Annotated in this window: 22 protein-coding genes and 2 CRISPR repeat arrays; of the genes, 11 read left to right on the top strand and 11 right to left on the bottom strand. The window is 71.1% G+C overall.

Annotated elements, in window-relative coordinates:
* Window positions 1-142 precede the first annotated feature (142 nt).
* The 4 genes from IF27_RS19430 (at window position 143) to IF27_RS19445 (ending at window position 2,875) form a co-directional block, all read left to right on the top strand.
* On the top strand, window positions 143-442 hold the full coding sequence (locus tag IF27_RS19430) for a hypothetical protein (RefSeq protein WP_190233029.1): 300 nt from the start codon (window positions 143-145) through the stop codon (window positions 440-442).
* Window positions 443-500: 58 nt separating this feature from the next.
* Window positions 501-1,397 carry an aminoglycoside phosphotransferase family protein gene (locus tag IF27_RS19435; RefSeq protein ID WP_052850946.1) on the top strand — a complete coding sequence of 299 codons (897 nt, stop codon included), beginning with the start codon at window positions 501-503 and terminating at the stop codon, window positions 1,395-1,397.
* 138 nt (window positions 1,398-1,535) lie between these two features.
* Entirely contained in the window at window positions 1,536-2,096 is a 561-nt protein-coding gene (locus IF27_RS19440) for a hypothetical protein (RefSeq protein WP_052850947.1), read from the top strand.
* Complete coding sequence (locus IF27_RS19445; protein ID WP_052850948.1) at window positions 2,093-2,875, top strand: hypothetical protein; 783 nt, start codon at window positions 2,093-2,095, stop codon at window positions 2,873-2,875. The genes IF27_RS19440 and IF27_RS19445 overlap by 4 nt, the downstream gene beginning before the upstream one ends.
* A gap of 29 nt (window positions 2,876-2,904) precedes the next feature.
* Here the strand turns inward: IF27_RS19445 and IF27_RS19450 are convergent, their stop codons facing one another.
* Complete coding sequence (locus IF27_RS19450; protein WP_223291114.1) at window positions 2,905-3,735, bottom strand: alpha/beta fold hydrolase; 831 nt, start codon at window positions 3,733-3,735, stop codon at window positions 2,905-2,907.
* A 130-nt stretch (window positions 3,736-3,865) separates the two neighbouring features.
* Between IF27_RS19450 and IF27_RS19455 the strand changes: the two genes are divergently transcribed.
* Window positions 3,866-4,561 (top strand): class I SAM-dependent methyltransferase, encoded by a 696-nt coding sequence (locus IF27_RS19455; protein ID WP_052850950.1) that lies wholly within the window; start codon window positions 3,866-3,868, stop codon window positions 4,559-4,561.
* 21 nt (window positions 4,562-4,582) lie between these two features.
* Here IF27_RS19455 and IF27_RS19460 read toward each other — a convergent pair whose 3' ends face one another.
* The 10 genes from IF27_RS19460 to IF27_RS19505 all read right to left on the bottom strand — a co-directional run bounded on the left by IF27_RS19460 (window position 4,583) and on the right by IF27_RS19505 (window position 14,018).
* On the bottom strand, window positions 4,583-5,200 hold the full coding sequence (locus IF27_RS19460) for a DUF1707 SHOCT-like domain-containing protein (protein ID WP_052850951.1): 618 nt from the start codon (window positions 5,198-5,200) through the stop codon (window positions 4,583-4,585).
* A gap of 71 nt (window positions 5,201-5,271) precedes the next feature.
* Complete coding sequence (locus IF27_RS19465; RefSeq protein ID WP_190233030.1) at window positions 5,272-5,535, bottom strand: prevent-host-death protein; 264 nt, start codon at window positions 5,533-5,535, stop codon at window positions 5,272-5,274.
* A gap of 69 nt (window positions 5,536-5,604) precedes the next feature.
* A CRISPR array of direct repeats spans window positions 5,605-6,233; the repeat unit is 32 nt; unit sequence CGTTGCGAACCCACCTTGGGGTGATGAGGACC.
* 215 nt (window positions 6,234-6,448) lie between these two features.
* Window positions 6,449-7,216, bottom strand: a complete 768-nt coding sequence (locus tag IF27_RS19470) for an arginase family protein (protein WP_110946071.1) — start codon at window positions 7,214-7,216, stop codon at window positions 6,449-6,451.
* Window positions 7,217-7,411: 195 nt separating this feature from the next.
* Window positions 7,412-7,867 (bottom strand): hypothetical protein, encoded by a 456-nt coding sequence (locus IF27_RS19475; RefSeq protein ID WP_052850953.1) that lies wholly within the window; start codon window positions 7,865-7,867, stop codon window positions 7,412-7,414.
* Window positions 7,868-8,120: 253 nt separating this feature from the next.
* The gene (locus IF27_RS19480) at window positions 8,121-9,314 is read right to left on the bottom strand and encodes an RtcB family protein (RefSeq protein WP_052850954.1); all 1,194 of its coding nucleotides are present in this window, start codon (window positions 9,312-9,314) and stop codon (window positions 8,121-8,123) included.
* A gap of 72 nt (window positions 9,315-9,386) precedes the next feature.
* On the bottom strand, window positions 9,387-10,379 hold the full coding sequence (locus tag IF27_RS19485) for a BtrH N-terminal domain-containing protein (protein ID WP_052850955.1): 993 nt from the start codon (window positions 10,377-10,379) through the stop codon (window positions 9,387-9,389).
* Complete coding sequence (locus IF27_RS19490; protein ID WP_052850956.1) at window positions 10,376-11,182, bottom strand: MerR family transcriptional regulator; 807 nt, start codon at window positions 11,180-11,182, stop codon at window positions 10,376-10,378. Before IF27_RS19490 ends, IF27_RS19485 begins: the two co-directional genes overlap by 4 nt.
* 78 nt (window positions 11,183-11,260) lie before the next feature.
* Window positions 11,261-11,552: a CRISPR direct-repeat array (repeat unit 31 nt; unit sequence GTTGCGAACCCACCTTGGGGTGATGAGGACG).
* A gap of 230 nt (window positions 11,553-11,782) precedes the next feature.
* Window positions 11,783-12,568, bottom strand: coding sequence for a sulfite exporter TauE/SafE family protein (locus tag IF27_RS19495; RefSeq protein ID WP_052850957.1), 786 nt, complete (start codon window positions 12,566-12,568; stop codon window positions 11,783-11,785).
* Between the two features lie 177 nt (window positions 12,569-12,745).
* Window positions 12,746-13,219, bottom strand: a complete 474-nt coding sequence (locus IF27_RS19500; protein ID WP_190233031.1) for a hypothetical protein — start codon at window positions 13,217-13,219, stop codon at window positions 12,746-12,748.
* 118 nt (window positions 13,220-13,337) lie between these two features.
* Window positions 13,338-14,018, bottom strand: coding sequence for an HAD family hydrolase (locus IF27_RS19505; RefSeq protein WP_052850958.1), 681 nt, complete (start codon window positions 14,016-14,018; stop codon window positions 13,338-13,340).
* A 58-nt stretch (window positions 14,019-14,076) separates the two neighbouring features.
* Here IF27_RS19505 and IF27_RS19510 point away from each other — a divergent pair, with 58 nt between their 5' ends.
* From IF27_RS19510 to IF27_RS19530, 6 genes are all read left to right on the top strand, one after another.
* Window positions 14,077-15,267 carry a helix-turn-helix domain-containing protein gene (locus tag IF27_RS19510; RefSeq protein WP_110946053.1) on the top strand — a complete coding sequence of 397 codons (1,191 nt, stop codon included), beginning with the start codon at window positions 14,077-14,079 and terminating at the stop codon, window positions 15,265-15,267.
* A 378-nt stretch (window positions 15,268-15,645) separates the two neighbouring features.
* Window positions 15,646-16,065, top strand: coding sequence for a hypothetical protein (locus IF27_RS19515; RefSeq protein WP_052850959.1), 420 nt, complete (start codon window positions 15,646-15,648; stop codon window positions 16,063-16,065).
* Window positions 16,058-16,213, top strand: coding sequence for a hypothetical protein (locus tag IF27_RS31180; protein ID WP_190233032.1), 156 nt, complete (start codon window positions 16,058-16,060; stop codon window positions 16,211-16,213). The genes IF27_RS19515 and IF27_RS31180 overlap by 8 nt, the downstream gene beginning before the upstream one ends.
* Window positions 16,210-16,611: a hypothetical protein gene (locus IF27_RS19520; protein ID WP_190233033.1), complete on the top strand. Its 402-nt coding sequence runs from the start codon at window positions 16,210-16,212 to the stop codon at window positions 16,609-16,611. Before IF27_RS31180 ends, IF27_RS19520 begins: the two co-directional genes overlap by 4 nt.
* Window positions 16,608-17,003, top strand: coding sequence for a hypothetical protein (locus IF27_RS19525; protein WP_190233034.1), 396 nt, complete (start codon window positions 16,608-16,610; stop codon window positions 17,001-17,003). The genes IF27_RS19520 and IF27_RS19525 overlap by 4 nt, the downstream gene beginning before the upstream one ends.
* A 55-nt stretch (window positions 17,004-17,058) precedes the next feature.
* Entirely contained in the window at window positions 17,059-18,129 is a 1,071-nt protein-coding gene (locus tag IF27_RS19530) for a hypothetical protein (RefSeq protein WP_052850962.1), read from the top strand.
* The last annotated feature ends 276 nt before the right edge of the window (window positions 18,130-18,405 follow it).

An 18,405-nucleotide genomic window follows, 5' to 3' on the forward strand; every position in this document is an offset into this window, starting at 1 on the left:
ACCGTTCCACCGCACCACCGCTCCACCCAGGCGGGGCCGCCCCAGCGGGCGGCCCCGCCCCACGCCGTACCGTCGTCCCGGCGTCGTCGCGACGCCGCCCGCCGGACGCCGGGCCGCCGACCGCAGCCGATGGAATGGGACGATGGGGAACACCTCCGCGCGACACCGGCCACCGTTCGGGATGCCCGAGGGCATCGTCCTGCTCAGGACACCGGGCGGATGGCGGCACAGCATCCTCACCACCGAGGGCGGCATGGCCTCCGGCCGCCTCGACCGCGCACTCGCCGACACGGAGCCCGACGCCGCCAGGGACGCCGCGACCACCCTCGTCGTCGAACTCGCCAGGGACTTCCACGGCACCGACGTCGAGGTCCGCTGGGACCCGCCGGGCACGGCCGACGTGTGGACCGGCAGCGTCCATCCGCTTCCCCGGCACCTCTGACAGACGGCGCGCCCGTAATCGCGTTGCGCCCGCCCACGGCGCGGGTCATCATCCCCGGATGCCCGCCACAGCTCCCGAGGACGGCCGCGCCGGAATCGACGCCGCCCTCGTACGCCGCCTGATCGCCGCCCAGTTCCCGCAGTGGGCCGACCTGCCCGTCACACCGGTCGCGGTGGACGGCTGGGACAACCGCACCTACCGCCTCGGCGAGCGGATGACCGTACGCCTCCCCACCGCGCCCGGCTACGTCGCCGCCGTCGCCAAGGAGAACCACTGGCTGCCGCGCCTCGCCCCGGCCCTGCCGCTGCCCGTCCCGCCGGTCCTCGGCCGGGGGCGTCCCGGCGAGGGGTACCGGTACGACTGGTCGGTCCGCGGCTGGCTCGACGGCGACGTCGCCCGGCGCGAACGCATCGCGAACCTCGCGGAGTTCGCCCGTGACGTCGCCGGATTCCTCACCGCGCTCCAGCGGGCCGACCCCACGGACGGCCCCGCCCCGGGCCCGCACTGCTTCCACCGGGGTGGCCCCGTCGCGTACTACGACGACGGGACGCGCCGCGCCCTGACCGCCCTCGACGGCGTCATCGACACCGGCCGGGCCCGCGCCGTGTGGGAGGCGGCGCTCGCGTCCGCGTGGACGGGGACGCCGGTCTGGTTCCACGGCGACATCGCGGTCAACAACCTGCTGGTCCGCGACGGCCGCCTCGCCGCCGTCATCGACTTCGGCACCTCGGGCGTCGGCGACCCGGCCTGCGACCTCGTCCTCGCCTGGACCCTCTTCGAGGGCCCGTCCCGCGCCGCGTTCCGCACGGCCGTCGCCCAGGACGCGGGCACGTGGGCGCGGGCGCGGGGCTGGGCGCTGTGGAAGGCCCTGATCACCCTCGCCGCCGACCCGACCGACACCGAACAGGCCCGCGTCATCACCGACATCCTCGCCGACGCCACCACCGACAACTGACCGACATCAGGCAAGTCGTGAGAGACCGTCGTCATTTCAGGTGACGGCATGACGTGATGACGTCGTCATTCGTCCGGTTCTGCGTACAAGCCCTCTCGCCGGACGATATGTTCACCTCGTTCGTGGGGAGGGAGGCCCGTGGAACCGGACACGGATATGACGGACGCGCTGGCGGAGAAGATCCTCAGTGGCACGGTGGGCGGAGCGCTCAACACGCCTTTCGTATGGAAGCGGAAGAACGAGCCGCGGAAGAACGCCCCGACACACATGGAGGCCGTGGCGCCGATCCGGACGGATCTGTCCTGCCGCCTGGACCTGCGGATGCGAATCGGCCTGGACCACATATGGGAGTACTCCGTGATGCTCCTGAGCCCTCAGCACCGTGTCTGTCTGCGCAGGCTGGACATTCGAGGGACGCACGCCCCCCGCCATTCCGCCGAGCAGTTCATTTACCGCACCCACAAGCACAAGTGGAGTGAGGCTCTGGGGGACAAAGAGGTGTATGCCCCGGATGACATCCGGCACGACCCCAACCCTGTGACGAACGCCACTCCAGAGGGTATGGACGAAGAGTACGATCGGGTGGTTCGCGATTTCGTTGCCGAGTGCCGTATGACCGTGGGGGGAGGATACGTATGGGTACCGCCGCAGCTTCCGGCGAGGCAGGAGGCATTCGACGGGATGGAGGACTACCCGTGACCGTTCCTGACTTTGTCGATCGTCGGCTCGCCGACGTGCTCACATGCTGGCACATGGCGCCGGGCGGGCGTCCGGGGTCGGTGGCGCTCACCGGTCGGCAGTTCTTCGCCGACGGCGACGGCGTCACCGTGCTGATCCGTGTGTCCGGTGACGAGGCATTGGCGAGCGACGGCGGGGAGACGGCGGTCCGTCTCGCGGACGCCGGGATCGACGTATACGGGGGCACCCGCGCCGCAGGTGCGTGGGAAAGCATCCTCAAGGCGTTCGACCTGCGGGAGCTCGACGGCCGGATCGTCGGCCGACGGCCGCTCGCGCAGGCCGATGCCTTGGCTGCCGACATCGCGAGCGCCATGCTCACCGCCGACGGTCTCCGCTGGATGGCGAGTTCGCCTCGGGACAGTCAACTCATCAGGCAGCTTTACGACTTCCTCGACCACGCGCGTCTGGCTTATACGCGACGGCCGAAGGTCACTTTGCCTCGCGGTTCCGTCGTGCGTCCGACCGCGCGGGTGGACACCCCCGACAGGTCGGTCCTGGTGCAGGTGGCGGGGGCGACGGAACAGAGCATCGAGCACGCTCTGTCCGTGGTCCAGCGTGTCCATCGGGCGCGTTACGCATTCAATCAGCGGCTTGTCCTGCTGAAAGGTGGCCCCGAGGATTGGACGGCGGATCACCTCGATCTCCTCGCCGAACATTCACCCGTTGCCTTTTCCCGCCGTATGGAGCAGGTGGACGGATTTCTGAAACGGGACGAGGCGCTTCCCCCTCCGCTGTCCTGACGCGGGGGCGCGGCGCCTCGGCCACGCGGTCAGGCCAGGTGGTCGGCGACGGCGGTGAGCCATGCCTCGGGCTGGTCGATGTGGGCCATGTGGCCCGCCTCCTCGATCACGACGCCACGGGCCGACGGGATCAGCCGCAGCGTCTCCTCGACCAGCGACGCCGGGAACACCATGTCCTGCCGCCCGTGCAGCAGGAGCAGCGGGACGCCGAGGGCGGCGAGGCGCGCGGCGGCGTCCTCGACCCGGGGTGCGGGGAGCGTACCGGCGCGCCAGGGCCGCAGCCACTCGGCGGAGAAGCGCACGTCGTCCAGCGTCCGCAGGTAGCGCGGCAGCGCGTCCGCACGCCAGACGTTCGCCCGCGCTCCGGCGACGGCCGCGGCGCGGGTGAGTTCCGGCCCCGAGCGGGACGGATCGGCCCAGACGGCGGCCTCCGCCGCGCGCCGTTCCGCGCGCTCCGCCCAGCCGTCGAACGCGTCGGCGGGCACGGGCAGGACGCTGCTCGACGCGACGACCAGCCGCCGTACGCGGTCCGGCGCCGCCAGGGCCAGGCGCTGGGCGAGCAGGCCGCCGTAGGAGAAGCCGAGGACATCGACCCGCTCGGTGCCGAGCGTGTCGAGCAGGGCGACGAGGTCGGCCGTCGCGGCGGCGGGGGAGTGGTCCGCGTCCGGCAGGCCCTGGGTGGAGCGCCCGCAGCCGCGCAGGTCGGGCAGCACGAGGCGGTGACGGCCCGCGAGCCGGGCCAGCGGCTCGCGCAGGTACGTGTGGTCCCAGTCGGGGCCGCCGTGGATCACGAGCAGGGTGCGTTCCGGCGGCCCCGGGCTCGTGGCGACGAACAGGTCCACGGGAGGCGTGGCGGACACGGGGACAAGGCTCTCGGCGAACACCGCCCCAGTGTTCCACCCACCCGACCCACCGCCGGGGTGGTGCGCGGAAGGGTGAGATCGCGTGGAACCGGCCCTGTGCGCGGGCCGCGCCCACCAGGATGGGGCGGTGACCGACGCCCCTGACCTCTGGCACCACTACGGCCGCACCCGTGCCGAACGGGACCGTGCCGTCCCCGGGCGGTTCTTCTGGGAGTGGAACCAGGACGACGGCCCAGGGCCCGAAGTCCTGGGCGATCTGACCGGGCGGGTCGTGGGCGACCTCGGCTCAGGAGCCGCCCGGCACGCCGCGCACCTCGCCGTCCACCACCGGCCCGCCGAGGTCGTCGCCATCGACGCCTCACCCGCGCAACACGCCATGGCCCAGGGGCTGTTCCGGCACCTGGCGCCGCGCCTGCGCCTCGTGCGGTCCGACGTCGTGGATCACCTGCGGGCGGCGAGGGGCGCGTACGACGTGCTGTACAGCGTGTTCGGCGCGGTCGATTTCACCGACCCGCGAGAGCTGTTGCCCTCGGCGGCCGTCGCGCTGCGGCCCGGCGGACGGCTGGTGTTCTCCTCGCTCGCGAACTACCTGGGCGGCGCGGCGGCCCAACCCGACGTCGTGGCGGCCGACATCCCGGCGCGGACACCGGACGGCGACGCAACCACCATGCAGCGTTGGGTACTTCAGGAACACGTCTGGACGAAGGCCCTGGACACGGCCGGGTTCACGGACATCTCCGTCACCCTGCTGCCCCTCACGGGCGGGAGCGGGTCCTCCCCGAGGACGCTGCTCGTCGCGGCCCGGAGGCGGCACGAGTCCTGATCGGCGGCTCGGGCCCGTGGGCTAGTCCCGTGCCGGGTTGCTGGCGAGCTTGCGCCGTTCCCAGCGGTTGGGGTGGCGGATGACCACCCCGGCCGCGCCGCCCGTCCCGGAGAGCCGGATGAGCGGGGTGCCCGGGAGCCGGTCGGGGGTGGTCTTGTCCTTCAGGCCGCCGAAGCCGGGATCCATGCCGCTGGTGTCGGCCGCCCAGCCGTCGGGGATGACGATCGTGACACCGGACGCCTCCCCGTACGCCTCCACCGCGACCTCGGTGAGGCGGCACTCGGCCCGGCTGAAGTCCACCGTCACGCCACCCATGCCGCCGTGTGCGATCACCCGCCCGGGGACGTCCCAGCGCCCGGGGCCCCGGGACGCGCCGTGCCAGCCGCCCTTGAGCACCAGCGGCGGCTGGCTGGTCGGCGCGTGCGGCTTCGGCAAGTCGGCTGTCAGGACGGCCAGTTCGTCCAGGGTCTTGGACTTCAGCGCCTGCTCAAGGCGCGCGTCCAACTCGTCGAGATCGATCCGCCCCTCGGCCGCCGCGTCACGCAACTGCTCGACCACCGCGTCCCTGTCGTCGTGCGAGGCGCGGAGCGCCGGGGCGGACTCGGGGCGCGGAGCGGGCTCCGGAAGCTCGGCGGTCATGGCCCCAAGGATAAGCAGCCGACAGATCGAACGAACCGGCCCCGCACGCCTCGAACGCCCCCGGGGCTTGCCTACCGCTGGCTCTCGACCCCGGCCATCAGTCCATCCAATGCGTGGCGGGTTCCGTCGTCGGGCGGTCGTTCCCGTTCGGCGAACCGCCGGTCGATCTCGTCCTCCACGACGTTGTAGTCGTTCATGGACACCACCGCGCCGATGGCCTCTCCACCTCGTGTGATCACGGTGGCCCCGCCCCGCGCTGAGCGATCCAGAACGCGCGTGAGTACTTCCGGAAGGTCGGCCTCATCAACACGATCGGGCAGGTCGTTTTCCTCCATGGCGGTCACGGTAGCGCGGTGTGCCGATGGCGCGAGGCGCGATCATGCCCTACGCGCACTGTGACGGCGTGTTACGAACCCACCTTGGGGTGATGAGGACCTCGCCGTGCAGCTCGTGGACGCGCTGACCCCGGCCCTGTTGCGAACCCACTTTGGGGTGATGAGGACACGCCGGGCATCGCTCGACCCGCCCGCCGTGCCGCGGTTGCGAACCCACTTTGGGGTGATGAGGACCGGGCGGCATCGGTGCGGTTGATCTGCTGATGCCGTTGCGAACCCACTTTGGGGTGATGAGGACCATCTGGGTCAGGTACCGGATGACCGCGCGGCAGTCCCGTTGCGAACCCACCTTGGGGTGATGAGGACGCGGCAGCCTCGGTGGTACTGCGGCCAGGGGCCGTTCGGGTTGCGAACCCACCTTGGGGTGATGAGGACCAGCTCTTGTGCTCGACCACCCTCAGCCCGGCGGGTTGCGAACCCACCTTGGGGTGATGAGGACCTGTGGGCCGTTCTCCGCGCAGACCTCAACCTCCCCCGTTGCGAACCCACCTTGGGGTGATGAGGACCTGCTGTTGAGATCACGGGACACGTTGATCGTGCTCACGTTGCGAACCCACCTTGGGGTGATGAGGACCAGCACCGTGGAGCTGTCCAGCGTCTCGCTGGCGTTGCGAACCCACCTTGGGGTGATGAGGACCCGAGGGTAAAGCCGCTGGTCAGCGGGGGGCCCGGGGGTCGTGTGTGAGTCGAAAGTGCAGCAATCCGTCGGTAGTGCACCTGTGCAGGTCAGAGGCTCGCTCCTTGGGTGCGGCCGTCGTAAGTCCCGGGCCTGCGCAACGTATCGCACCGGTGCATCGCGGCGCCGACGGTCGAGGAAGCTTGTTCGTTCCTGTGGAGTCGCGCGGCGCCGCGATCATGCGTCGCGTGGGCCAGATCCTTCCGCCGACTGGCGTCCGCCTTGGGCGTCGTTGTCGCGCATGACGTCCATCATTGTCGCGGCGAGCAGGTCGAGTACCTTGTCGTCCTCGGGGGAGCGGATGTCGTCCGGTTGGTGTTCGGTGAGTCCGATTCCCGCGATCTTGAACCGCGTGCCGAGTGCGCGCACGGCGTCGGTGAGTTCGCGTGGGGACAGGCCGTCCGGCTCAGGCACGCCGACCGCGCTGAAGGTCGCCGGGTCGAGCACGTCGAGGTCGATATGTACATACACCGCCTCGGCCCCCGTCGCGGTGACGGCTGCCAACAGAGCGGCGGGCGTGGACATCTCGGCGACGCTCACGTGACGGATGGCGCGGTCGGCGACGAACCGCGCCTCGGGCGGGTCGAGTGCCCGCACCCCGGCCAGGACCACCTGGCCGCTGCTCAGGGGCTCGGTGGGGGAGAGGGCGGCCGGTCCGTCCCCGAGCAGCGTCCGCAACACCATGCCGTGGAACGCGCCGGACGCCGAGGAGGCGGGTGTGTTGAGGTCGCCATGGGCGTCGAACCAGACCACCGTCAGTCCGTCTCCGTGCTGGCGGCGGGCCCGTTCGATCGGTGCCAGTTCGACGCCGCAGTCGCCGCCCACGGTCATGGTGCCCACGGCGTCCGCGCCGTCCCAAGCCGACCGGATCGCAGCCAGGTTGGCGGTGAGGACGGCCAGGTCACGGACGCCCTCCACCAGCACTCCGTCACCCGGCCCCGTCATGACCTGGGCGAACAAGGAGCTGGGAAGCGGCAGTCGTTGCGCGACCAGCCCCGCGCCCGTGACGAGTCGTCGCGCGTGTGCCGAGGACGACCCGTGCCATTGCGGAGCCTCCAGCAGGGCCCAGTTGTGTATGAAATTGCGGTCAAGCGTATGGCTATGCATGAGGTGAGTGTACGTGGATCAGAGCCAAGCCGCTCAGGTCAGGCGGGACTTCAGGGAGCTGCGCCGGGCGCGTTCGGTGCGGAAATAGGCGTTGGCGGCGGGCAGGAACATCAGCGTCACGGCCGTGAGCACGGCGGCCACGTGCAGCGTGCGGCTGGCGCCGAACAGCAGGTCCATCGCGTCGGCGTCGGCGATGTCTCCGAGTGACGACTCGCCCGTGGCGAGGTCCCGAAGCGGCTCGGCCACGATCGAGGCCAGGCCGAACACCCCAAGGCCGATCGTGAGGGCGACGCGGGCCCAGCCGCGTCCACGGCGCATGCGGATCGCCACCAGCAGCGCCCCGGTGAACACGCCGAGCCGCACCACCAGGCCCACAGCGATCTCCCCGCCCGAGCCCGAGCCGTCGGCGATCATCCGGCTGACGGCCAACACCGTCTCGAACGCACCGGCCGCCACGGCCGCCACCCAGAACGCGAACGCGCGCCGCACAGGCGGCGGGGACGGCGCGGCCGATCGTTCCGAACCCTCGGTCTCGGCGTCACGGGTGGGCGGAAGGCTTGGCGGCACACTGTCCGTACGCGGCACTGCGGGCTCCGTTCGGTGATCACCGGCCGCTGCGGGCGGCCGTCGGTGCCCCTCATCCTCAGCAGCCCCGCGACGGAGAACACGCCGCCTGGCCCCCCGGCACGGGTGGTGCTGCATCACCCGGTCCGAGGGGGCCTGACCCCACTTCCGCGTGCCGTCAGCCCTTCACGCAGACGACCTGGCGCAGGTGCGCGACGACCTCGACCAGGTCCCGCTGGCGGTCGATGACCTGCTCGATCGACTTGTACGCCGCCGGGATCTCGTCGATGACACCGGCGTCCTTCCGGCACTCCACGCCCTGCGTCTGCTCGGCGAGGTCCTCGGTGGTGAAGCGCTTCTTGGCCGCCGTCCTGCTCATCCGCCGTCCCGCGCCGTGCGAGGCCGACTGGAAGGACGCCGTGCTCCCGAGGCCCTTGACGATGTACGAGCCGGTGCCCATGGAGCCGGGGATGATCCCGTAGTCGCCGGACCCGGCGCGGATCGCGCCCTTCCGCGTGACCAGCAAGTCCATCTCGTCGTAGCGCTCCTCCGAGACGTAGTTGTGGTGGCAAGAGATGACGTCCCCGAACCGGGGCCGCGCGTTCGCGAACTCGGCCCGGACCACGCCCTGGAGCAGCGCCATCATGACGGCCCGGTTGTTCCTCGCGTACTCCTGGGCCCAGAACAGGTCGTTGCGGTAGGCGTCCATCTCCGGGGTGCCGGTGACGAAGACGGCGAGGTCGCGGTCGATCAGGTCCTGGTTGTGCGGGAGCTTGCGCGCCACCCCGATGTGGAAGTCGGCGAGTTCCTTGCCGATGTTCCGCGAACCGGAGTGCAGCATCAGCCAGACGGCGCCCTCGCCGTCGGTGCAGACCTCGATGAAGTGGTTGCCCGAGCCGAGCGACCCCATCTGCCGCCCCGCGCGCTCACGCCGGAAGGAGACCGCGTCGGCCACCCCGTCGAACCGCGCCCAGAAGTCGTCCCACCCGGACGTCGGGAAGCCGTGCAGCCGCGCGGGGTTGACCGGGTCGTCGTGCATCCCCCAGCCGACCGGGATCGTCTCCTCGATGCGCGACCGCAGCCGGGAGAGGTCGTCCGGCAGGTCCTCCTCGGTGAGGGACGTGCGCACCGCCGACATCCCGCAGCCGATGTCCACGCCCACGGCCGCCGGGCAGACCGCCCCCTCCATCGCGATGACGGAGCCGACCGTGGCGCCCTTCCCGTAGTGCACGTCAGGCATGACGGCCAGCCCGCGGACCCACGGCAGCGTGGTCACGTTGTGGAGCTGCCGCATCGCGGAATCCTCGACCTCGGACGGGTCGGCCCACATCCGGATCGGGACCCGGGCACCAGGCAGCTCGGTGTACGTCATGGAACTCTCCCCCTCGGTGACGTTCGGTGACTTATTGTGCCGTCCGGGCCTGGTGGTAGGACAACCTGTTTTTCATTCGCCCAGGTGGCGCAGCGCCTGCATGGCCTCCCGCTCGATCCGTGACAACTCGGTGAGGAGCGTGGCGGCTTGAGCGAGGCAGCGTGCGTCGCCCGACTCACCGGCCCTCGTGATCAGCGCGGCGACCTCCGTCCACGCGGTCGCGGCCTCCGCGTACAGCGCGTGGCCGGTGCGGAGGTGGGCGCTGTCGATCAGTTCGGCGCACTCGGCGAGGAAGTCGCGGTAGAGGTTGCGGAACAGGGCGCCGCCGGTCCCGGCGCTCTCCATCAGCCGGGCGGCTTGCGGCAGGTCCCGCTGTGGGTCGTCCGTCCGCCGTAGCCAACTGCCCACCAGCTTCCCGGCTTTCGCGATCCCCCGGTGACCGAGGTTGGCGATCGGCGGGTCGAGGAAGGCGGCGGCGCAGGCCGTGACGGCGGGAACGATCAACTCCGGGAGGAGGGCGGGAAGCTCGTGCGGCGCGACGAGGGTGAACGAACGGTGCCTGGCGGTCATCGGGCCGCGCGCCGCCCTGGCCTCGGCCAGGCTGCTCAGGCTGGTACGCACGGCGCCGCCCTGCTGGTCGGTGTCCACGAGGTACGCGTCGCGGTCGTCGTAGCCGTACATCGCGACGACATGGCCGCCGAAGTGCACCTTCGAGCTGAAGTACTCCAGGTAATAGCAGTCGAGTTGGAGCCCGACCGGTCGGCCGCCGTCGAGGGGCGCGGTCACGTCGTCCCACGCCTTGCGGGCGGAGGCGGTCTCCCGGACGACGAGTTCCAGCCCGAGCGCCGCGGCCAGGTTCCTGGTCAGCGCGAACGGCTTCACCCGGCCGCCGAGGAAGGGGAAGCCCATGTTCCTGGCGTCCCAGTAGACGAAGGACAGGCCGGAGCCGAGGCCGAAGAGCAGGGGCTCGGACAGGTCGATGCCCTCGTGCCGCAGCAGGACGCCGAGCGTCGTCGTCTCGCAGTGCCGCATCCCGCGCGGGTCGATGTCCGGCACGGTCGTCATGCCGCGAACTCCTCGACGGGGACGACCAGTCGGGTCACCAGCTCGTGGGGCGACGCCTCCGGCGGCCCGACGACGTACGCCTCGCGCACCGGCGCCAGCGGACGCAGCCCGCGCTCGTGGACGGCGGCGAACAACGCGTGGTAGGCGAGGGGCAGGTGGGCGTACGGGCCGACGTGCACGGTCTCGACCACGGGGCCACCGGGCAGCGTCGCCAACTCCAGCCCTGGCGCGTCCACTTCCTGCGGGACCTGGGCCGCCAGCGCGATCGTGGTCCGCTCCTCCAGATCCAGGGGATACAGGCCGCGCAAGGGCGGCTGCCAGGCGATTCCCGCCGCGCCGAGTGCGGGCAGCAGTCGTCCGACGCACTCCGCGACGTGCGCACCGATGTCGGCGGGCGCGCAGACCGCCCGGACCACCGCCACGCGCCGTTCCGGCTCGCTGCCCCGCGTCACTTCGTAGCCGGGCAGGCCGCCCTCCGCCAGCCGATCCAGCATCGCCAGCCGCGCCTGGTCCCTGCTGATCCGCTCGGCCAGTTGGTCACGCTCGGCACGCAGGATCTCCGCCCGGGGTTCCGGCTCGGCGGCCAGGGCCTGGGCGATCACGGCCAAGGGGAGATCCATCTCGCGGAGGAGGGCGATGGTCAGGGCGTCACGGGCCTGCGCGGGGGAGTAGTAGCGATAGCCGGAACCGACGTCCACGTGCACGGGCGCCAGGAGCCCCGTCTCGTCGTAGTGCCGCAACTGCTTGACGCTGAGGCGGCAGAGGCGCGCGAAGCGGCCGATGGTGAGGAGTTGGTCTCGCACGCCCTCATGGTGGACTCTCCCCTCGGGGGAGAGTCCACCACCACGCACCCCTTCGGCGAGCTCGCCGACCAGCTCGGGATTGCGATCCCACCTTGGGGTGATGAGGACCAGGGCCCGGGACCGGTACGCGGAAATCGGAGGAGTGTTGCGAACCCACCTTGGGGTGATGAGGACGCCGGTGAGGAGGCGGAGATCTGGGGGCGCGAAGTTGCGAACCCACCTTGGGGTGATGAGGACGGCCATCCAGACGATCACCGACGCCGCGCTGAAGTTGCGAACCCACCTTGGGGTGATGAGGACCCGTATTGTACGAAATGAAAGTTCCGGGCCGAGATATGGGTTGCGAACCCACCTTGGGGTGATGAGGACCCGAGGGTAAAGCCGCTGGTCAGCGGGGGTCTCGGGGGCCGTGTGTGAGCCGAAAGTGCAGCGATCCGCCGGTAGTGCATCTGTGCTGGTCAGAGGCTTGCTCCTGGTGTGGCCTCGTCTCGTTGAGTGCTGCTGGCAACGTATCGGTCCCGGAGGGGCGGTGATGCCGGTGTTGGGAAATCTGCGCTCATGCGACAACGCCCGATCCGAGGGGAGCGCATCCGCACACGCTCACCGCAGCGCGTTGAACGCGTAGAGGGCGCCGAGCGCCGTGGCCAAGGTGCCGAGCAGCAGCCGGAGGAACGTCTCGGGCATCCGTGGTTGGAGGCGCGCGCCGACGTAGCCGCCGACCAGGCCGCCCAGCCCGCACGCCAGCCCGAGGAACCAGTCGGGCGCGATGTTGCCGCTGTGGGTCAGCGACAGGAGGGCGTAGGTGCCAGCCCCGACCAGCGACGTGGCGAAGGTGGAGGCGAGCGCGGCGGGGGCCACCTGGGCGACCGGGAGGCCGAGTCCGACGAGCACCGGCCCCAGGATCGAACCGCCACCGATGCCGTAGATCCCGCCGACGACCCCCACCACCAACGCCAGCCCGGTCACCGTCCGGGGCGTGGGCTCCCGGCGCCGGATCTTCGGCGGGGCCGGGCGGAGCGTCCGGACGACGAGCCACGCCCCGAGCGGCAGCATGAACGCGGCCACGAGCAGCCGGAAGACGTCCGGCCCCGGGAGGACGAAGACGCGGACGACCGCCCCGACCACCACCCCCGGCAGCGTCCCCAGCACGAGTCGGCGTACGAGCGGTCCTCGCAGGGCGCCGCTACGTCGGTGGCGCAGGAGGGCGCCGGGCCCCGCGACGACGTTGTAGAGCAGGTTCGTCGGTGTGACGGCCGGGTTCGGCACCGCGAAGACGCTGAGCTGGACCGGGAGCAGGAACACCGCCCCGGACACGCCAACCGGCGCCGTCACCACGGCGATCAGCGTCCCGGTGAGGAAGCCCGCCGCGCCAAGTCCCCACTCCACCCGGTTCCCCCCTCGCTCCCCGGAAGCGTAGACGCGCGTACGCACTCGCCGGTGCGGGGCGTTGGCGCACGTCAGGCCAGGAGAACGCCGCCGCATCGCCCTGCTTCGGACCATGCGGCTCCCGGGGCCGAACACCAGACGTACGCCTGCCCGTTGCCGACTCCCAGGAGGCGAACGTCAGTCGCGGGTGGCGCCCTCCGGCCACACCACGGTGACGGGGACGCCATTCCCCTCCGCGTGCACGACGACATCGGCCGTGCCGCCGAAGCCACGCGCCGGAAGGCCGTCCCAGACGGCGAGGAGCTGATCGACCAGCCCCACGAGGATCACGCTTCCCGCCATGTGGGCCTCCGCGTTCGAGTCGGCCAAGCCGGTGCGGTGCACGTCGGCGGCCCGGCTCAACAGGTCGTCGTAGACGGGGCGATGCCAGTCGGGGAGATCGGTGCGGTAGTTCTCCGACGGGACGACGACCTCGATCCGCCCGCCGAGTTCGAGCACGATCTCGGCGAACCACGCGTCCGGCCCGTCGGCGAGGCAGGACACCCCCACGAGGTCCCCCGCGTGGTCGGCGAGCCTGGACGACAGCATGTCCCGCACCCACTGTTCGATCTCCGCCGACAGCCCGCGATGGCCGGTGATCCCGATATGCATCCGGCCCTCACACGGAGATCTCGTCCGGTCGATGGCCGAAGTTTCCCACGACCAGGGGCGCCGGGGACGTGAGCGGACTACGTTGGGACGGTGATCGCATGCGTGGCGGTGGACGTCGTCACGACGTACAACCGCCGGTGAGCAACCGGACGAGCCGTTCCGTGTCCCGGAGATCGGGGAGCGTGTACCGGGCTCCCGCGGCGGCGAGCGCGTTCTCCCCGGTGCGGCCGGTCGCCACGGCGAGGGCCCGGACGCCGTGCGCCGCGGCGCCCTCCATATCCGCCGGAGTGTCCCCGATGAGGGTGACGTCCTCGGTGTGGACGACGGCACGGGCGCGGGTGAGGGCGGTGCGGACGAGTTCCGGACGCGTCTCCGCCTCGTCCCCGTAGGCCCCGATGTCCCAGACGATCGGCTCGTCCAGCGCGAAGGCGCTCAACTTCACCCGCGCCGAGCCGCGTACGTTGCCGGTGACCACCGTCTGCCGGACACCGCGCGCGTCCAGTGCGGCGAGGGCTTCGCGCGCGCCGGGCAGGGCTCGGCCACGGGCCTGGATCTCCGCCACGGCGTCTTCGTGCGCCCTTCCGAGCGCGGCGGTGAACCGCGCGGTTTCCTCCGGGCCGGCCTGTATTCCGTGCAGTGCTGCGGTCTCGCGGAAGATCACCAGATCGGTCATTCCGTCAACCGCGGCCTGCCGCTCCATACGGACGCCGGTGACCTCGGCGAATGCCCGCCCGAACAGCTCCGTGCCGATCCCGCGCATTTCCACGAGCGTGTGGTCGATGTCCCACAGCAACAACACGGAGCCTCCTGAGTAGCTCTAAGCTGACCGTACGCGACGGATCGCCAGGAGGCATCCTGTGGATCGACTCCCTCATCTGGGCCAGCGAATCCGGCGCGCGCGAACGCGAACTCACCGAAATCAGGCGGCCATCGCTGGTCTTTGCGGCATCCAGACCGACTACCTGTCCCAGATTGAGCGCGGATTGCGCACACCTTCTCTGGAGCTTCTGATCGCACTTGCACGCGAGTTGGGTGTGCCGACCTCACAGCTTCTCGGCGAAGCGGAGGCGCCGCGTCGGCCGTTCGCTCCGTGCATCGCCTCGGATGTCGTGGCCGCCCTGCTCGAAGGCGGCAGTGGGGGGACCAGTGCCGACCCACGTGAACTTCGTGTCCGTGTGGATCGTGCGTGGGATCTATGGCAGACGGCATCCGACCGATATACACAGCTCGGCCTTGTTCTTCCACAACTCGTCCGTGACGTCGAGGCCACTCTTCGCGCCTTGCACGCCCCAGGAGACGTCGGTCTCCGCCGCTGCGTGCTACGCGGCGCGGCCGACATCTACAACCTGCTCCGTTCCTACTGCCGTCGCGCCGGGCGCAGCGATCTCTCGCTGATGGTCGGCGACCGCGCGTTGCGCGCTGCGGAGGAAGCGGAAGACCCCGGAAGGATTGCAGCCGCCCACTGGAATCTCAGCCACGTCCTTCTTGGTTCAGGGCAGTCGGACAGCGCCGAGCATGTAGCCCGACAAGGCATTGCGCGGCTAGGGCTCTGTGAGCGAAGCCGCGCGGAGACTGCCCTCGTCGGCGCTCTTGAGCTGGTCGTCGCTGTCAGCTTCAGCCGCCGTCGCCGATGGTGGGACGCCCGCGCAGCCCTGGACACCGCCGAGGGGCATGCCACACAGGCAGGGGAGGGCAATACGCACCGAACGGTCTTTGGACCGACGAACGTGGCATTGCATCGGCTCTCCGTCGAGATGGAGGCCGGTGAAACGGCGATCGCGTTGCAAGTTGCCGACTCACTGGACCTGACGCATCTCCCCTCGATAGAGCGGCGGCTCACCTTCGCTGTTGACGTCGCCCGTTGCTACCACCGTCGCCGGGAAGACGTGGCCACCTTGGTCACGCTGATCGAGCTGCAACGAGATGCGCCGGAGGACTTGGCTCGTATGCCGGAGATCCGGGAGATGGCGGAGCGGGTCGCCGAGCGGGTGACCGGTCCGTACAAGCGACAGGCGCGCGGACTCGTGGACCGTCTCTCCCCCCGCTGACCCGAGCACACAGCTCGGGTGCGAGCCCCGAGCCATCAGCTCGGGTCGTGTCCCCTTCCAGCACCTACCGTCACGACACCCGACACATGGAGGTGCTGTGACTCGCACACGGTGGCAACTTGCGGAAGCTATTCGGCTACCTCGCTGCGTTGCCCTGATGGCGCTTCGGCAGGTGAATGAACCCGGCGGCGTGATCGTGGACCCCGCGACCCGAGAAGTGGACATCCTCGTTCCTCCGGGGACGGCCATGGCAATGCCCGTTCCGCTGCCCTCCGCGCACCACACGCTGCCACCGGGGCGGTACTGGTTGATCCCGCAGCGCCGAAGGCTCACCTGCCCGGTCGAACTCCACCAAGCTTTGATGCCGAGGGAGGGACGATGAAGGCTCGTACTCGACTCTCCTATCCGCACTGGCTGCCGCCCGATGGCCAGGTACGTATCCGGCCGCTCGGGGAGGGGTTCGACGCGGTGCGTGTCCCCTCGTTCCAGGGGCTGTACGCCGTGAACCGGTTGCGGTTGACGGGGCTTTCCGGGCCGGTGATCGAGGACCCGGCGCACGGAGTTCTGTATTGGCTGGTGCCGCCGGGGGCGGCGAATGACCGTGGCTGGCCTGTGGGCGTGGTGCCGTTGGGGCGGGGGTATTCGCTCGCCGTCCCGGGGGCCGATCGCGTGGGTGGGCCGTGGGTCGGGGACGGTGAGGTGCGGTGGCTGGTGGTTCGGCCGTCCGGGCACTGTCTGACCGATCCCGAGGTCCTGTACGGGGCTTTGGCGCGGGTGTTCGGGAGGCGTTGTGCCTGAGCTTGAGGGGCCCCGGTTCCTGACCCCGGCGCCGGTGCGGGAGGAGAACCCGCACATCACCGTCATCACCGGGCTGGAAGGGCCACTGCTCCGGCAGCCCCCGCCCGCCCCGGCCGAGCCGGAACCGGACGGCGGTGAGGAGCCGTGAGCCTCGTCCCACGTTGCATGTACTGCGACGCGACGGAAGGTGGGCTGGTCGCCGTCGCGCTCGTCGCCTCCGGCTCCGGTCCCGGCTGGACGTATCACGCGTGCCGTACCTGCCGGATCGGTGAGCGGCTGGTGCCCCTGGCCTGTCACCCGTCCGACTCCTGGGGTGGGGTGCACCAGTGGCCCGAGGCCGTGCCCCGCGACCTGGTCGCCCGCATCGCCGATCTCGACAGCACCCGCGAACTACGCCCGATCACAGACCGGTTGTTCCCGGCCGCCGTGATCACGCGAGGACGCTTCACGCCGGAACACCGGCGCGAGCTGGCGCAGTCCGTGGTGTCGGCGGCGCTCACCGATCTGTGGACCGCCGCAGGGTCCACGCCGGGGACGACGCCGTGACGCCGTTCGCCTCACGGCTGTTCCCCGGCGGCGGGGGAGCGGACGATATCGGCGCCGCACGGGAGTGGGTCCGCACTGAGCTGGACGCGTGGCGCCGGTCGGCGGCCGTGCCGGTCGTGGACGCGCTGATCACTGCCGTACGCGGTCGCCGCCCGTGGTGGCTCTCTCTCCGCGCCCACCCTGAGGCCGTCGTCGCCCAGGTCCTGCGCGCGAAGGCCGCGCGTACTCCCCGGCTGCCCGCCCCGCTCCCCGGTGCCGAACAACTCCTGTGGACCTACGGCATCACCCCCACCCCCGACGGCCTCTGCATATGGACCGACATCAGCCTTCCCGCGAACCGGCCCGCGCAGGTCCCCCCGGGCCGCGATCCCGGCGGGCCGGGGGGCGGATGACCACGGCGATCGGGCGCGGGCGTCCGTGTCAGTGGCCGGTGGCAGGATCGTCGGCATGCACTTCGTTCGTACCACTCCGCCCCGGCCGATCGACGTCACGGCGGCCTTCCCCGAGCTGGCGCCGCTCGCGCGGACGGCGATCCGGCTGCATCCCCGGCCCGGGTCGCCCTCGGTGTCCGACAGTTCGGTCGGCGGGCCGTTGCTGTGGCCCGCCGCGGAACCGTGGCCGCACTGCGACGCCACGCACGAGGGCACGGGCTGGTCCGAGTCACCGGCGATGATACGACTGGTGCGGCGCAGGCTGGCCCGGCTGCACCGTGACCCCGACGGCCCCGCGTACACGCCGGAGGAGGAGGCGATCAAGGAGCGGATCGACGCGGGCCCTCCGCAGCCGGTCGAGAGCCCGGTCCCCCTGCTGCCCGTGGCCCAGCTCTACCTGCGCGACATACCCCTGTTGCGTCCGCCGGGCCAGGCCGATCTGCTCCAGGTGCTGTGGTGTCCTCACGACCATGACGACTTCCCCAAGCCCGCGACCGCGCTGTTCTGGAGGTCGGCCGCCGAGGTCGGCGGCATCCTCGCCGCGCCGCCCGAGCCGAAGGGGGCGGACTACGACGGCTACGTGCCGGATCCCTGTCTGCTCGCGCCTGAAGAGGTCACCGAGTATCCCAACTACCTCGATCTGAGCCAGGAGTTGCGGGAGCTGCTGGAGGACCCGAGCCGATGGCAGGCGCTCGGCGCCGACCTGGGGAGCCTGTACGCGGGGTACGAGGACCGCGAGGAGTACGAGGAGCACCCCGAAGCGTTCTACAACGCCGCGCTGGGTGACAGTCCCGGATGGAAGGTCGGGGGCTGGCCCCCGTGGGGCCGCACCGACCCCTACCCCCGTCACTGCGCGGTCTGCGAGGCCAGGATGGTCCCGCTGCTGACCATCGCCTCGTTCGAATGGAGCGGCAGCAGCCACGGGTGGGCCCCGCTTGAGGAGCAGGCCGCGGCCACCGCGCGGAGCCACGTCGCCGGGCAGAGCCCCGCCCAGCCGACCCATGTCGAGGTCGGCAGCGCCGACAACATGCAGATCTATGTCTGCCCCGCGTCCCCGGAGCATCCGCACACCGACCTGATCCAGTGAGCCGCCGCGCCGTACGCCGCCCGGCGCCGCCGCCGGGCCGCGACCGGAGTGCGGGCACGGCGGGCGCCGTGGTGCGGGGTGCGGGCGCCGGTCGGGTGGGGCCGCGATGAGATGACCACAGGGCGCGGAATCCGGCCAGCGCGGTGGTGCCAGATCGCACTGCGAGGCGGTAACCACCAGGGAAACAAGGCGAGTTGGCCGGTCGGCCCGGGTGGTCCCGAGCGGCTTGTCCGTGCGGTTCTCCTCGCGGAGTTCAGGGGTAGCGTCCTTGGTGCC

Origin of the sequence: Streptomyces avicenniae (assembly GCF_000719135.1) — a bacterium.
Classification (GTDB): Bacteria; Actinomycetota; Actinomycetes; order Streptomycetales; family Streptomycetaceae; genus Streptomyces; species Streptomyces avicenniae.